Origin of the sequence: Mucilaginibacter flavus, from assembly GCF_030409315.1 — a bacterium.
GTDB lineage: Bacteria > Bacteroidota > Bacteroidia > Sphingobacteriales > Sphingobacteriaceae > Mucilaginibacter > Mucilaginibacter flavus.
This window is the reverse complement of the sequence record NZ_JAUFPS010000043.1, coordinates 121354-137725: the sequence shown is the minus strand read 5'-3', so window position 1 is coordinate 137725 and position 16372 is coordinate 121354. Positions and strand designations below refer to the sequence as shown.

13 protein-coding genes are annotated in these 16372 nt (G+C 37.0%); 2 read left to right on the top strand and 11 right to left on the bottom strand.

The genetic code is table 11. From position 1 onward, the window contains the following. Positions 1 to 37: 37 nt before the first annotated feature. From QWZ17_RS23045 to QWZ17_RS22995, 11 genes are all read right to left on the bottom strand, one after another. Positions 38 to 1438: a UDP-glucose 6-dehydrogenase gene (locus QWZ17_RS23045; protein WP_290307673.1), complete on the bottom strand. Its 1401-nt coding sequence runs from the start codon at positions 1436 to 1438 to the stop codon at positions 38 to 40. Positions 1439 to 1915: 477 nt separating this feature from the next. Further along, positions 1916 to 2848 (bottom strand): GDP-L-fucose synthase, encoded by a 933-nt coding sequence (gene fcl / locus QWZ17_RS23040; protein ID WP_290307672.1) that lies wholly within the window; start codon positions 2846 to 2848, stop codon positions 1916 to 1918. A 5-nt stretch (positions 2849 to 2853) separates the two neighbouring features. After that, positions 2854 to 3969 carry a GDP-mannose 4,6-dehydratase gene (gmd, locus tag QWZ17_RS23035; protein WP_290307671.1) on the bottom strand — a complete coding sequence of 372 codons (1116 nt, stop codon included), beginning with the start codon at positions 3967 to 3969 and terminating at the stop codon, positions 2854 to 2856. Between the two features lie 231 nt (positions 3970 to 4200). Then, the gene (gene rfbA / locus QWZ17_RS23030; RefSeq protein ID WP_290307670.1) at positions 4201 to 5061 is read right to left on the bottom strand and encodes a glucose-1-phosphate thymidylyltransferase RfbA; all 861 of its coding nucleotides are present in this window, start codon (positions 5059 to 5061) and stop codon (positions 4201 to 4203) included. A 23-nt stretch (positions 5062 to 5084) separates the two neighbouring features. Further along, positions 5085 to 5948: a dTDP-4-dehydrorhamnose reductase gene (gene rfbD, locus QWZ17_RS23025; RefSeq protein WP_290307669.1), complete on the bottom strand. Its 864-nt coding sequence runs from the start codon at positions 5946 to 5948 to the stop codon at positions 5085 to 5087. A 36-nt stretch (positions 5949 to 5984) separates the two neighbouring features. Further along, the gene (rfbC, locus tag QWZ17_RS23020; protein WP_290307668.1) at positions 5985 to 6539 is read right to left on the bottom strand and encodes a dTDP-4-dehydrorhamnose 3,5-epimerase; all 555 of its coding nucleotides are present in this window, start codon (positions 6537 to 6539) and stop codon (positions 5985 to 5987) included. 14 nt (positions 6540 to 6553) lie between these two features. Beyond that, positions 6554 to 7615 (bottom strand): dTDP-glucose 4,6-dehydratase, encoded by a 1062-nt coding sequence (rfbB, locus tag QWZ17_RS23015; protein ID WP_290307667.1) that lies wholly within the window; start codon positions 7613 to 7615, stop codon positions 6554 to 6556. Between the two features lie 101 nt (positions 7616 to 7716). Continuing rightward, complete coding sequence (locus tag QWZ17_RS23010; protein WP_290307666.1) at positions 7717 to 8229, bottom strand: KdsC family phosphatase; 513 nt, start codon at positions 8227 to 8229, stop codon at positions 7717 to 7719. An 83-nt stretch (positions 8230 to 8312) separates the two neighbouring features. Further along, a complete protein-coding gene (locus QWZ17_RS23005) occupies positions 8313 to 9614 on the bottom strand; it encodes an RraA family protein (protein ID WP_290307665.1) in 1302 nt (433 codons plus the stop codon). Positions 9615 to 9624: 10 nt separating this feature from the next. Further along, entirely contained in the window at positions 9625 to 10431 is an 807-nt protein-coding gene (kdsA, locus tag QWZ17_RS23000) for a 3-deoxy-8-phosphooctulonate synthase (protein ID WP_290307664.1), read from the bottom strand. Beyond that, positions 10418 to 11428, bottom strand: a complete 1011-nt coding sequence (locus tag QWZ17_RS22995) for a KpsF/GutQ family sugar-phosphate isomerase (protein WP_290307663.1) — start codon at positions 11426 to 11428, stop codon at positions 10418 to 10420. The genes kdsA and QWZ17_RS22995 overlap by 14 nt, the downstream gene beginning before the upstream one ends. A gap of 942 nt (positions 11429 to 12370) precedes the next feature. On the opposite strand from QWZ17_RS22995, the gene QWZ17_RS22990 reads away from it, so the two are divergent. Further along, complete coding sequence (locus QWZ17_RS22990) at positions 12371 to 13645, top strand: sialidase family protein (RefSeq protein ID WP_290307662.1); 1275 nt, start codon at positions 12371 to 12373, stop codon at positions 13643 to 13645. Between the two features lie 535 nt (positions 13646 to 14180). Beyond that, positions 14181 to 15779 (top strand): hypothetical protein, encoded by a 1599-nt coding sequence (locus QWZ17_RS22985; protein ID WP_290307661.1) that lies wholly within the window; start codon positions 14181 to 14183, stop codon positions 15777 to 15779. The last annotated feature ends 593 nt before the right edge of the window (positions 15780 to 16372 follow it).

Below are 16372 nucleotides of genomic sequence, written 5' to 3'. Positions count from 1 at the left end.
CCCGTTTTTATTTTACTATTCAATACTAATATTGGGCTTAGCTTTTAGTACCTATAGATTGTACAATGAAACCTATCGATCTTAATTTATTTGCATTAAGCACATTACGGCCATCAAATACTTTTGCCGGTTTTAGCATGCTGTCATAAATTTTTTGCCAATCGTAATCTTTAAATTCATCCCATTCAGTTAATACCGCTATGGCATGAGCACCTTTGCAAGCCTCGTAAGGATCATTAATAACGGTAAGGCCTTGTTTATTTTCTTCGGCGGTTCTTGTACCCAGGTAATTAAGGTCGAAATAAATTTGCCCTTCTAATACCTTAGGATCATAAACCATAATTTGAGCTTGCTCATTTAATAGGTGATCTGCAACATAAATCGCCGCCGATTCGCGGGTATCGTTGGTATCTTTTTTAAAGGCCCAACCCAAAAAGCTTATTTTTTTGCCATTAACCGTGTTATACAACTCCCTGATCATTTGGTTAGCAAAACGCTTTTTCTGATGATCATTCATAATAATAACCTGCTCCCAGTAATCGGCCACTTCCTGCAAGCCATAAGTACGGGCAATATATACCAGGTTTAAAATATCTTTTTGAAAGCACGAACCACCAAAACCAACAGAGGCCTTTAAAAATTTAGGCCCTATACGGCTATCTGTACCAATAGCCCTTGCAACTTCATTAACATCGGCTTCCGTTTTTTCGCAAAGTTCGGTAAGGGAGTTTATGGAAGATACACGCTGGGCAAGAAACGCGTTTGCTGTTAATTTAGATAACTCAGACGACCAAACGTTGGTAGTTAAGATGCGCTCCCTTGGAATCCAGTTGTTGTAAACATCTACCAGCGCCTGAACAGCTGCTTGTCCTTCGGGGGTATTATCGCCACCAATTAAAACACGATCAGGCGCATCCAAATCCTCTACAGCGGTACCTTCAGCCAAAAACTCGGGGTTAGATAAAATTTGAAACTGCGAGCCATTTCCTGTATGCGTAAGGATATCCTTTATGGCACTCGCGGTCCTTACCGGCAAGGTTGATTTTTCAACGATTATTTTATTGTCTTTTGATACCCGTGCAATTTGCCTTGCGCAAAGCTCAATCCATTTTAAATCTGCCGCCTGCCCTTTACCAGCACCATAAGTTTTAGTTGGTGTATTTACTGAAATGAAAATCATTTGTGCCCCTTGAATAGCCGCGTCCACATCTGTGGAGAAGAATAGGTTTCGGCCCCTGGCTTCTGCTACAACCTCGCTTAAGCCTGGTTCATAAACCGGGATGTTTTCTACATCCGGATCATTCCATGCCGCTATACGTTGTTCGTTAAGGTCAACAACTGTTACTGTAATATGAGGGCATTTTTTTGCGATCATGGCCATGGTTGGTCCGCCGACGTAACCAGCACCGATACAACAAATTTTAGTGATTTGAGACATACGCTTATGTGGTTTTTAATATTTTATTAATGTTTGGGTTATAAAAGGATTACTATTTGCTAAATTATTTACAATAATAATTCCTGTATCATTTATTCCGTAAGCTTCAATCGCTGTTGCTAACTTTATTTTGTTTTTATTTTTCTATGCACTTAAATATACGTTTGCCAGCAAAATTAATTAACACAAAAAGTTGGTATAATAATTATCCCTAAACATACGAAGGTGGGATTATTATTGGTTTTACAAAAACGTTTGAAATTCCTTTTTTCTCTATCACATTATAACGGCAATTAAACCAACTTTGTTAGGATTAAATAACAGATAGGTTAAAATTAACTATATAAATTATTGATGCTACCTGTACTTGCCCCAATATGCTTTAAGTGGTACGCTAATAGGTAATAACTTAAGCAATAGTTATAAACTATAAAACTTAAGCCATCTTAAAGCTGGTATATCACGTTATTTTAACGGTTATTGTAGTGCCTTTGACAAAAAATCCTGATAGGCAAGTTTAATCCCATCTTCCAATTCAATAGTATGCTTCCAGCCTTTACTATGTAATTTAGAAACATCCATCAATTTTCTTGGAGTGCCATCGGGCTTCGATGTATCAAATTTAATATCGCCGCTATAACCAATTATTTTTTTAACTAAAAAGGCCAGGTCTTTTATGGTAATGTCTTCACCGGTACCAATGTTTATCAGGCCGGCCTCGTCATAATTTTGCATTAAATAAAAGCAAGCTTCGGCCAGATCATCTGCAAACAAAAATTCCCGCTTGGGTTCGCCAGTACCCCAAATAGTAACATCAGGAGCATTTTGCTCTTTTGCTTCATGAAATCTACGAATCAATGCCGGTAAAACGTGCGAATTTTGCGGATGATAATTATCATTGTATCCATATAAATTTGTAGGCATTACAGAGATATAATTACAACCATATTGATCACGATAAGCATCGCACATTTTTATTCCCGCTATTTTTGCGATGGCATAGGGCTCGTTTGTTTGTTCTAAGGGACCTGTTAACAGATACTCCTCTTTTAACGGCTGAGGAGCCAATTTGGGGTAAATACAGCTGGAGCCTAAAAACATCAGTTTTTTAACCTCATTGAGGTATGATGAATGGATGATATTATTTTGAATTTGCAAATTCTCATATAAAAACTCCGCGCGATAAGTGTTATTGGCAACAATACCGCCAACTTTGGCTGCTGCTAAAAAAACATATTCGGGCTTTTCTGAAGCAAAAAAATCAGCTACTTTATTTGAATCGCGCAGATCAAGCTCCGCAGAAGTTTTGGTTACGATGTTGGTAAAACCTTCTGCCTGTAATTTTCTATATATCGCCGATCCAACCATTCCGCGATGGCCGGCGATATAAATTTTGGATGCTTTATCCATTGTGATTATTCAAATTGATTTTTAATACTGTAGCCAGATTCTTTTAATAATTTTTCTTTTCGGAAATTATCAACGTCGGCTTTCATCATGTCTTGTACCAACATTTTCAGATCATATTTAGGAACCCAGCCCAATTTGGTTTTTGATTTGGTTGGATCGCCAATCAATAAATCAACTTCGGTAGGCCTGAAATACTTGGGATCAACAGTAACTACTTCCTTACCTATCTCCACCTGGAATTCTGGTAAACTGCATGATGTTACATAACCTTTTTCATCTGCACCCTGTCCTGTAAACTCAATGGCTATGCCAACTTCGGCAAAAGCCATACGTACAAATTCTCTTACCCTTGTAGTTACGCCGGTGGCAATAACATAGTCTTCAGGTGTTTCCTGTTGCAATATCAGGTACATGGCTTCTACATAATCTTTTGCATGGCCCCAATCGCGTTGTGCATCAAGATTTCCTAAGTAGAGTTTGTCTTGTAATCCCATTGCTATTTTTGCGGTTGCACGGGTAATTTTACGGGTAACAAAGGTTTCTCCGCGCAATGGACTTTCGTGATTAAAAAGAATACCATTGCAGGCATATATACCGTAAGCTTCCCTGTAATTAACGGTAATCCAATACGCGTACATTTTGGCTACGGCGTAAGGAGAACGCGGATAAAACGGCGTAGTTTCTGACTGCGGAACAGCCTGAACTAAACCATACAACTCAGACGTAGATGCCTGGTAAATTTTGGTTTTCCTTTCCAACCCTAAAATGCGAATGGCTTCTAATAATCTTAGGGTACCTATACCATCGGCGTTGGCAGTATATTCAGGCGTATCAAAACTTACCTTAACATGTGACATTGCACCAAGATTATATATTTCATCGGGCTGCACCTGCTGAATTATACGGATAAGGTTGGTTGAATCGCTCAAATCGCCATAGTGCAATGTGAGATTTACATTTTTTTCATGCGGGTCCTGGTATAAATGATCAATCCTATCGGTATTGAAAAGCGAACTTCTTCGCTTTATACCGTGTACCTCATATCCTTTTGAAAGTAATAATTCTGTAAGATAGGCTCCGTCCTGGCCTGTTATACCGGTAATTAAGGCCACTTTTTTCATAATATATGATTCTAATTATTTTATGATAACAATGTTAAAGTTTTTATTTTTTATTATTTTGAATAACATCCGCTGTTAAGTGCCAAGTTATTCAAAGTAATATTACAAAATATCCAAGATATTTTTTTAATTATCTACGTAAACTATGTTAAGACAAAAATCCGCTTGATGCGGATTTTTGTCTTACAGAAGGAACTAAAATATGGATAGGCATTCAAAACACCCAACTACTTACGGCGTAATGCTTTGGATATACTTGCCATACCCACTCTTAATATATTTTTGCGCTAACGCTTGCAGAGCTTCATAGCTTATATAGTTCATTCTGTATGCTATTTCCTCTATACAACCAATTTTGGTATCTTGCCGTTTTTCTATAACTCTAACAAATTCAGAGGCATCGCTCAATGAGTCAAAGGTACCGGTATCAAGCCAGGCTGTCCCTCTATCCATTACACCAACATGTAGTTCTCCTTTTTCAAGGTATACTTTATTTACATCAGTAATTTCAAATTCTCCCCTTGGCGAAGCCGGGATATTTTTAGCTATTTCAACTACCTGATTATCGTAAAAATAAAGACCTGGAACTGCGTAGTTTGATTTTGGCTTTAAAGGTTTTTCTTCAATAGAAACAGCTTTAAATTCTTTATCAAACTCAACGACACCATAACGCTCCGGATCTGCAACCGGATAAGCAAATATAGCAGCTCCGCTTACATCGTTAAAGCTTTGCATTAATGTGCTAAAGCCAGAACCGTAAAAAATATTATCACCAAGCACTAAAGCAACTTTATCATCGCCAATAAAATCGGCGCCAATAACAAAAGCTTGTGCAAGGCCATTTGGCACCTCCTGAACGGCAAATTCAAACCGGCAGCCCAACTCACTACCATCGCCCAGCAAACGTACAAAACCGGCCTGATCATCAGGTGTTGTTATAATCAAAATTTCACTAATTCCGGCCAACATCAGTACCGATAAAGGATAGTAAATCATTGGCTTATCATAAATAGGCATCAATTGCTTACTAATAGCCTTTGTAATTGGATAAAGGCGGGTACCTGAACCGCCTGCCAGTATAATTCCTTTCATAAGGTGATATATTAATAGGTTATTTATTGAGCTGTTTGAAGGGCTTTGATACAAACCATCAGGCTGTCGCGCCAGTAAGGGATTTCTAAGCCGAATGTATTTTTAATTTTCGCTTTATCCATTACCGAAAATTTGGGTCTGGTTGCACGGGTAGGATACTCACTTGTACGTATAGGATATACCTTTACATTGGTTTTAGATATATCAAATATTCCTTTGGCAAAATCATACCACGAAGTAACACCTTCATTGCTGTAATGATAAATGCCATAATTGCCGTTACCAGATACAATGATATCCAATATAGCAGCAGCCAGATCAATAGCATAAGTTGGCGTTCCAACCTGATCGGCTATGATTTTCAATTCATCTCTGTTTGTACCTAATTTAAGCATTGTTTTTACAAAATTATTTGCAAATTCAGAATATAGCCAGCTTGTACGTATAATATAATGCCTGAGCAATACAGCAGCTACTTCCTGCTCTCCTTCCAGCTTGGTAAGCCCGTAAATACTAATAGGTTCGGCAATATCGTTTTCACCTAATGGATTTGGTGTATCACCTTTAAAAACAAAGTCTGTAGACACCTGCACCAGGGTTGCGCCGTAATTTTCACATTGTACAGCCAAATTTAGCGCGCCGGTTTTATTGAGTTCACGGGCAAAATCAATATCATCTTCCGCTTTATCAACGGCAGTATATGCCGCGCAATTAATAGCATAAGCTGGCTTGTATTTTTCAAATACAACTTTCAACAAATCTGCATCGAGTATATTGGCTTCAGATTTGGGCAGGAAAACGATGGAGGTAATTGCTTTTGAGGCAGCTACCTTTTTTAAACACTGCCCTAATTGACCAGATGCACCAAATACAACTATATTACTCATATTAATTTATGCTTATAGCGAGACTTAAGTAACTTACTAAAAGCCAAGATCTGTTACATTTTTTAAAAATGGTAGTTCAAGGTCTTTTTCTGACACCAACAATTCACCACTCGGGATACCCCAATCAATATTAAGATCAGGATCTGCGAAATGAAGCCCCCCCTCTGAATCTTTGTTATAATAATTATCGCATTTATACTGAAAAACAGCTGTATCGCTTAACACAACAAAACCATGAGCAAACCCTCTTGGAATAAAAAATTGCTTATTGTTCTCTGCAGATAGCTTAACTGCAAAATACTGCCCATAGGTAGCAGATTGGCTTCTTAAATCAACAGCAACGTCTAACACCTCTCCCTCAGTAACTCTAACCAACTTTGACTGTGCATACTCTCCTTTTTGAAGATGCAGCCCTCTGAACACTCCTTTCGTTGAATACGATTGATTATCCTGAACAAAATTGACATCGTATCCTACTGCTTTATTAAAGTTTTGCGCATTGTATGATTCAAAAAAATATCCCCGATCATCATTAAATATTCTGGGGGTTATAACTATACATCCTTCGAGCGGCGTAGGGGTAATTATCATCTTTTTATATTTGTTTAGCTATCGATGTGATTAGCGTATTGATTATTGTAATAACTGGCGTAGGCTCCGCTTGTAACATTGTTAAGCCACGTTTTGTTTGTTAAAAACCAATCAATAGTCTCAGAAAGCCCCTGTTCAAAAGTTACAGATGGAGCCCAACCAAGTTCTTTGTTTATTTTCCCGGCATCTATAGCATAACGCCTATCATGACCAGGCCTGTCTTTAACGTAAGTGATCAACTGCGCACTTGTGCCAGGTGCACGCTGCAGCTTTTCATCCATTTGTACACAAAGCAGGTTTACCAAGTCGATATTTTTCCACTCGTTAAAGCCTCCTATGTTATAGGTATCGCCCACTTTACCTTCATGAAAAATAAGGTCAATAGCTATAGCATGATCTTTTACAAACAACCAATCTCGGGTATATTTTCCATCACCATAAACCGGTAGCGGTTTGTTATTGATAATATTGTTGATCATCAAAGGGATTAATTTTTCTGGGAAGTGATAAGGCCCATAGTTGTTAGAACAGTTAGAGACAACAACCTTTAATCCATAAGTATCATGGTAAGCGCGTACAAAATGATCTGAAGCTGCTTTACTTGCGCTATACGGCGAATGCGGGTCATACCGGGTTTCTTCGGTAAACAAGCCCTCTTCCCCTAATGCTCCGTACACTTCGTCGGTTGATACGTGGTAAAACAAATGGTTGCTATAATTACCTTTCCATTTTTCTTTAGCTACTTCAAGTAAGTTAACGGTACCAATTACATTAGTATATACAAAATCAAGCGGGCTCAGAATAGATCTATCTACGTGTGATTCTGCAGCCAGGTGTACAACATCGGTAACCTTATATCTATCGAAGATTGCTTCAATAGCTTCTCTATCCATAATATCTACCTTTTCAAACTGGTAGTTAGGCGTATTTTCGATATCCTCCAGGTTTTCCAAATTACCTGCATAGGTAAGCACATCAACATTAACTATTGTATAATCCGGATAGTTAGTTACAAAACGACGCACAACGTGTGAGCCGATAAAGCCGGCACCGCCGGTGATTAGAATTGTTTTCATAGGATTAATAAACTAACGCTTAAAGAGAAACACATTTTTTAAAATGTGCCAAAAACAGCACCGTTATTAAAAGTAAAAAACTTGAATTAATTACTTCGGGATCACCAACTGTAGGCCTTCTCCCGCATCCATTTCCCTTGCGATTTTAATACCTTCTCAATCACATCGCGTACACAGCCTTGCCCGCCAGCCTGTGGTGATATGTAATTACAACAATCTTTTATTTCCGGTGCGGCATCGATAGGGCAAGACGGTAATCCAACTAATTGTATTACGTCCAGATCTGGAATATCATCACCCATATAAAGCATATGCTCAAAGTTTAAGCCTTTTTGAGATGCATAAGCGTTCAACACATCTACTTTAGATTCCACGCCTAAAAACACATCAAACACCCCAAGTGAATTTAGCCTGTACTGAGCGATCTTTGACTTGGCCCCAGTAATGATTGCTATGTTATAACCACACTTTACAGCTAATTGAATAGCATATCCATCTTTAATATTAAAGCCTCTTAATTGTTCTCCCAATTCGCCCACATACACGATGCCATCGGTCAATACGCCATCAACATCAAATATAAATGTGCTGATAGAACTAAACTTATCTGACATATTTAAGAAAAAAGTGTTTGTTACTTTCCATTACTATTAATTGATATTATAAAAGGAAATATTGTTTTAGCGTATTTAACTTGCTAAAAATCGCCATGTCGTTCCCTAAGCGTCAATACATCCACTCCATTTGCAACTTCGGCTACAATTTTGCGTTCCTTTTTTATCACTTCTCTACTAAGGTCTAATATCTGCGCTTCATATTTTTGAGGTATAACAATAACTCCCTCCCCATCCCCAAATATTAGGTCTTGGTGGTCAATTGTAACATTTTCTATTTGCACCTGCTTGTTGTAATGCGCTACAGTACCTTTATGTTTTATATCCTGACAATTGTAACCTTTTGAAAAGACTGGAAATTGCAACGCATTAACTTCCGAATGATCACGTGTCATACCGCCAATAATTGCACCAGATGCTCCAGCTCTTAGTGCCAGGTTAGCGTTTAACTCACCAAAATAAGCATACTGAGGTAATTCGTTTTCTACAACAATGATATCGTTGGGTACGATTGTTTTGTAGGTGAGCAAAGCATCATAAATGGAGTTAGTGTCGCTTGGTGTACGTGCCTTAATTTTAAGTGTTTTAGCTCTTCCAAGTATTTTCTTGCCATCAATATTAAGCCTCATTCCTTTTATAACCTTATTTTCGATACCTAAGTCATCCATAATATCAGAAAGCATTGGCGATGTGAGCAACTGTGCAATATTACGGAGTAATTTTCTTTCGTCTTCCCGTTTACCTGCAGCAATATACGATGCGAGTTCAAAATCATCCGGGTAGTTAACATCAATGGCCTCAAGACTACTGGCATCGAGCATATAGGGCTTATCGCCAATGCGTCGTTGAGTGCTATAAGCTGTTTCTTTCCGTACAATATACAAACCCATGGTTTCAATTATTGTATCAGGAAGCGTGAAGCTGTTAGGAATGTTATTAAGATCATAGTTGGTAAGTAGCGTATCGGGATTCCAGGTATATTGCTTTTCTCTTTTCACTAAAACTACAGAATCATACTCGGCCGAATTGATGAGTACATCAATGCCTTTTTTTATTGTTTCGGGGCTGATAAAAGGACTCGTACCCAATATTTGGATGTAAATATCAGCCTCAACCTGTCTAACTTCATTAAAAAACAATTGATGTCCATCTGTTTTGTTAGTTGCAAGTTTTGGGTCTCTCATTAGTATTTTGCATTTAACCTCGCTCGCCAAATCAACAATTACTTCCGATTCTGTATCCAAATATACTTCGTCAATAAAATTACACTGAACCAATTTTTCAAGGGAGTGCAAAAAAAGAGGTTTGCCGTCAAGAATCCTGGTGTTTTTATTTTCGATTCTTTCGCTGGTTCCTTTTACTGGCAAAAATGCTACAACTTTCATCTTCAATTTATTAATTATTTGATTTATTCAAGTCTATAAATTTGTGGGTATCACGTATAATTTTTTCAAAATCGGCCAAATAAACGGAGTTTGGCCCATCAGATAAGGCTTCTTCCGGATTAGGATGCGTTTCAAAAAAGAAGCCCTTAACACCAATGGCGGCGGCAGCATGAGCCAAAAATGGCACATAATCGCGATTCCCCCCAGTTTTTCCTTCAAGTGATCCTGGTCTTTGAACAGAATGCGTAGCATCTAAAACAACAGGTATTCCGAATTTCATCATATCTATTATACCTGTAAAATCAACAACTATTCGCTCGAAACCGTACATACTTCCTCTTTCAGTTAACATAACTTGGTTATTGCCGGTAGAAATAACCTTATCTATAGGATACTTCATCTGCCCGGCTGACAAAAACTGAGCTTTTTTAATATTCACAATTTTCCCTGTTTGGCCAGCTGCTAAAAGCAAATCTGTTTGACGGCATAAAAAAGCCGGAATCTGAAGAATATCAACAACTTCGGCGGCCATTGCTGCATGAGCCGGCTCATGAATATCGGTGGTTACCGGCAAATCAAATTCTTTTTTCACCTTTTCGAGAGCCTTTAAACCTTCCTGAATACCCGCTCCTCTGAAAGACCCCAATGAAGTACGGTTCGCCTTATCAAAGGAAGCTTTAAAAATGTAAGTGAAATTTTCCTTTTCAGCTATTTTCTTAACTGTTTCTGCTATTTTAAATAAGATGCTTTCAGATTCAATTACGCAGGGGCCAGCAATAACAAAGTTATTGCTCACTATTTGGTCATAAAGTGCCATATTTTAATTTTCTTTGATAAAGTATTCCTACAAGTTTGTTGTTATCTTCTACAATCAACGAATTGATTTTATTTTCATTCATCATGCCTTCTGCTTCTGCTATAAGCGCGCTTGGCCTAATACGTTTAGGATTTTTTGACATAATATCTTTAGCTGTCAAATTAAAAAAACCTTTGTCATATTCAAATTTACTCATTGCCCGCCTCAAATCACCATCTGTTATAATGCCGATTATCAGGTCTGCGTCGTCAACAACAACAGTAACACCAAGCTGTCCCGATCCTATTGACATTATAACTTCCTTTATTCTATCTTCAGGGCGTATTATAGGCAACGGGTCTATTACCATTTCATCGGATACCTTACACAACAACTGACGGCCTAAACTTCCGCCTGGATGAAACTGAGCAAAATCGTGTTCCTTAAAGTTTTTAAGTTTCATTAACGTAACAGCTAAAGCATCGCCCATAACCAATGTTGCAGTAGTTGACGAGGTAGGTGCTAACTGTAATGCGCAAGCCTCACGTGCTACATGAGCATTTAAAGAGCAATCTGAGTTTTTTGCCAGCGTTGAGTTGGGATTACCGGTTATCGATATATGCGGAATGCCTAATTTTTTTATGATTGGCACTAATTTCAACACTTCATCCGTTTCGCCAGAGTACGATATGGTAATGATAACATCATTACCCACAATCATACCTAAATCTCCATGAATGGCTTCGGCAGGGTGAAGAAAAAAACTTGGAGTGCCTGTACTGGCAAGTGTTGCGGAAATCTTTTTCCCGATAAGCCCGGATTTGCCAAGTCCGCAAATAATAACTCTGCCGCTTGACTTTATCAGGTAATTAACGGCTGTATAAAAACTACCATTGTTAAGACCTTTAAGATTTAATATTGCCGATGCTTCAACATCGATTACCTCATTGGCTATGGTGTTGACTTCTTCTATATCAAAATGATAATCGTGAGACGTAGATGAATAAGATCCGGGCATAAAATTCACAATAAATTTGACAAAAGGTAGAAACAATTCACATAAAAAGCATAAAAAATTATCTTTTTCACATAAATCATGCTTTTAGACTGTCAAATGTAATAATTAAAAATAACGAACCCAAGGTTTATTTTCCTCCTAATTCGGCAAACACATTTTAAGTACTTATTATAACCTAAAGGAAAAAACGAAAAGCGCTAACTACAGCACTATTACGAAAATTTAGTACCTACCTGTTAAGATGATCGTCTATAATTTGGAACAATGGCTATTGGTTAACTAAAAACTATAATATGATACTTGGGGATCAATATCAGTAAAAAACAGACGATATAGATACAGTATAAAATTTAAAACAGCTAAATAATTTAGGAGATGCTATTGCTGGCTGATACTATTCTTATTTAATCCTTAATTTATGATTTTCTGCTAACTTTTCAATTATCCGATAATTTTATTTTTCAATTTGGGTATTATAATGTAGTCAACCATTCAAATATCCAAGAGTTAGAGTTACCTTAAGGCTCCATTACAAGAAAATGATTTAACATTATTTTAACATAAACCCGCCTAAGTTATTACAATATCATCAAATGATAACTTTATTTTTTTTAAGCATGATATAAAAGTAAAAATGACAATATTTGTAATGAAAAAATTACAATATTTTATCACACAAGCGATTAACTAAAGATTAACCAACAATTACTTATGTCCCTCTTCTTTTTAATTCCAAACAAAAAAAACGCGACACCATTCCCTTTAACATTACTTTTTAAGTATACAATTTAGTAATCGGAAATACCATACGATCAAAATACAAATTTAAGAACCATTTTGCAATTATGCTGAAAAAATACAGCTATAATGAGCCTATTAAGCAATAGCATGAGTTATTCATATAGGTATTATCATAATTCCCATCCAATAAGTTAACTAACAATGAAAAAAAAATACCACACTATTTTGTTCTTTATCGTGCTTCTTATTTTAAGCAGTGTTGCTTGCAAAAAGCCAACTCAGGGATCCGAACCGGCTGATCATCCTCCGATTGTACATACAACACCCCCAGATAATTTTTCGGCACTTACGTCAGATTCATCAACTAACTCGTATTTTCTTCGTGATGTTCCGTTAACGAGCCCGTATATTGCACAACGAGGCTGGGAAGGCGTACCCGCTATTGGTATTAAAGACAGTATTTTATACGCAGCATGGTATTGCGGCAAAAAGGGTGAAGAAGTTGGGAATTATATAACCATATCAAAGAGTAAAGATTGGGGAAAAACTTGGATTAATAATTCCGTAATTATAGCATCGAAAAATGACTTTGACCGACAAATTGACCCATCACTATGGGACGATAAGTTTGGCAATCTACACCTTTCCTGGACATCTGTTAGCGGAGGATGGGACGGTGGACTCAGAGGTGTCTGGAACATAATGATTAAGGAAGAGAATAATCAAACGGTAATGACCAAACCAGTCCGAATGTTTAGTGGCGAAATGAGCGTTAAACCCACTTCTATTGGGGCCGACAGCTCGACCATGATATTTCCTGTTTTTGGCCCGGGCTTACTTAGCAACACATGGAATGGGCTTCCTTCCACACCAACTCCCATAGATTTAGACGGACCTATATTATATAAATCCCAATATAATGAAAGTACAAAAACAATATTGACTCCTGCTTTCTTATCAAAAATCCCAGTGGTTTTATCAAAAAGGAATTATGATGAAGAAATGGTTGTAGCGAATAATGACACTTTATATACCGCAGTAAATCGGGAATTGGATGGTTTATATATGACACACAGCAAAAATGCAGGGCTAACATGGGATGTACCTTCGAAACTTACCTCACTTGGGCCACTGGCGGCTTCCCGGCCTTTTTTTGGAAAACTAAGGTCAGGTAACATTATCTTAATTGTAAATAATGCTACATGGAGGACTAAACTTACAGCTTTCCTTTCAACCGATAATGGGAAAAGCTGGCCTTATAACCTTGTTATAGACAATGATCCCATTTATGGTAGTTCCTATCCGGCTTTAACTGAAGATAATACAGGACAACTTTATGTTTGTTATGATCAGGGCAGAGGCGAAGCTGGTATAGGTAGGATTATATTATCAAAATTTACGGAGGCTGATATAATAGGAAATAAAAAAAACAATATTTATACAAAAATTATCTGCAGCTTCAGTTCTCTTAGATAATTACAGGCATCAAATAGTTTGTTTTTATTCTTTTGGGGTTATCAATGATAACCCCAAAAGAATAGTTACTTGTAGTACCGGGGTTATTATACTAAATCGCCAGTTAACCTAATTCTCCTCTTATTTTAATTTCGATAAACGCCCCCAATCATGTTTGCAGGAACGAATTGAAGAATTCAACACAACCTATTTTGTGACTAACCATTCCCTACGTGCTACTGATTATGTAGTTATTGAAAAAATGCTTTGATTGTGCCTTTATCGATAGTATTTAAGATTACTTTTCCTATTCCTTTTCGCACATTCTGGTATTGCTGATCAATCAAGAACGTTAAATAAAATTACTCAATTTAAGCGGCACCAATCATTCCCACCTATTCACTTGCAAACCGATTTCGGCGTTTTTTGAGAAAGATTTAAACACCGAACGAGCCTTTAGCTACGAATACCAACAAATTTTAATTTATTTGCATTCCAAAATGAGCAATAACGAACTTTATTAAACGTTCTTGGTTAAAATTCAGATAATTATAAGATGACAATTAAACAAACAGCCGGAAGACAATTGATTGTAGTGATATGTTTATTGTTTGCCCTAAATGCAAATAACGCTTGGGCTTTAAACAGGACATTTTATATTAACGCCACGACGGGAAACGACAAAAACGACGGCACAAGCATTTCAACATCGTGGAAAACCTTGGAGAAAATTAATCGTACAACATTTCTTCCGGGAGATCGAATTTTGTTGAAATCGGGATGCGCATGGATTGGCCAGCTAATGCCAAAAGGATCTGGTAACCCGACAAATCCAATTAAAATCGACAAATACGGAAAAGGGTTAAAACCTAAAATAGATGCAAACGGATCAGTAGATAATGACGGTGCTGTTTTAAGATTTTACAATCAGCAATATTGGGAAATTAATAATCTCGATTTGAAAAACGATGCCAACACAGGAGATTTTAGAAATGGAATATTAATAATGGCTAAAGATTTCGGCGTTTGCCATCATTTCTATATAAAAAACTGCAACATTCACGACATTGCTTGCGTAACAACTAAATACACTTTCATGAAACCTGTATTTGTAACCCCGTCTTATGATGATAACTTAGTAAATAAAATGTGGGGAGGGGTAGCCGGTATTCAGTTTAGGGCATTAAGAGGTTCATCAAGTAGTACTGAGGCCACCTGTTTTAGTGGAATATCTATAGAAAATAACATAATAAAAAATATTCATCGATTTGGATGCGGCATTGCCATCGCCAGCGAGTGGGCAAATACTGATAATGAAAACACAGATATTTGGGGCAAAGTAACATATTCAGATGACATTTCTATTAAAAACAACTATACAGAAAATACAGCCGACGCTGCAATAAATATTGCAGTTTGTGACGGCACAACAGGAAGAGGGGTAATTGTAGAGAATAACGTTTCAAACAAACCCGCGGCATATGATAGCGCATCGGGCATGTGGTCTTACATTTGTAAAAAAGTTATTTGGCAATATAATGAGGTTTACAATATCCCGCCTCACGATACTGATTGCGGAGCCTTTGATATTGATGGACAAAATGACGGTACGATATTTCAATATAACTATAGTCACAACAATGCCGGTGAACTGATTATGATTTGTAACACTATTTGGGAAAAATGGTACAGAGAAAAATATGACAGGAACAACATTGTAAGATATAATATAAGCCAAAATGATCGCGCTGTAAACAAACACGGTAGAATATTAGTAAACAACGGAAGTGATCAAAATCACATATATAACAACATTATATACGTAGACACTTCACAAAAAAACGATATTGTAGTAGTACAAAACGCAAGTAACGTATTTTTCCGCAATAATATCTTCTATAATTTAAGCAAAAATACAAAATATTCAATTTCCGGAAATAATATAGTATTTTCAAATAATAATTTTTATGGTTACCATCCCAACACAGAACCAAATGATCCAAATAAAACAACTTCAGATCCACAACTAATTGGGCCGGGAAAAGGATCTAATGGCATTAAAACAATAAATGTATATAAACTAAAATTAGCTTCGCCACTTTATAATAAAGGGTTTGTGGGCCTCAGTAACGATAGTATTGGTAAAAGTAACTGATTCTTTGGTTGTAAACGCTCGACCAATCGAAAAAATAATTTACAATCTATTAGGAATACCATTCAACACACGATACAACAGACTGTAAATGGCGAGTGTTCTCTGTAAACTTTGCTAATGAGAGTTAGCTTATTAATGATACAAGAAATGTCCAACTTAGGATGCTTTAATTTACCGGTATCCAAATTGAGAAGCATAGTTAGGTTAAAAAAGGGCAGGATATAAATGCCCGTTTAGGGATACCGGAAAAGCAATGCGCAAAAAGGGAATTAATATGGCCCTAAACCGTTACAATTGCAATATAAAGTAAAAGGAATAAAATATAACGTCGTATTTAGCGAAAATATTTTTTATGATTGCTGTGATAGAGATCGCAGCGAATGCCGAAGATAACGAAGCAGTTGTGCTTTTACTGCAGATATTAAGAGATATGACAACCTGCATAGAGGTAATCCTTCACTAAGGACCAATATCGTAACAAAATTCCAGAGTTGGCACTCCAATGTCTTGCCAGCAAGTAAACCTTGAAAACGTATCGGATCCCTTACTGCAACTTAATGCGGTTAAATGTGTCTCAATATTGGAATTAACAG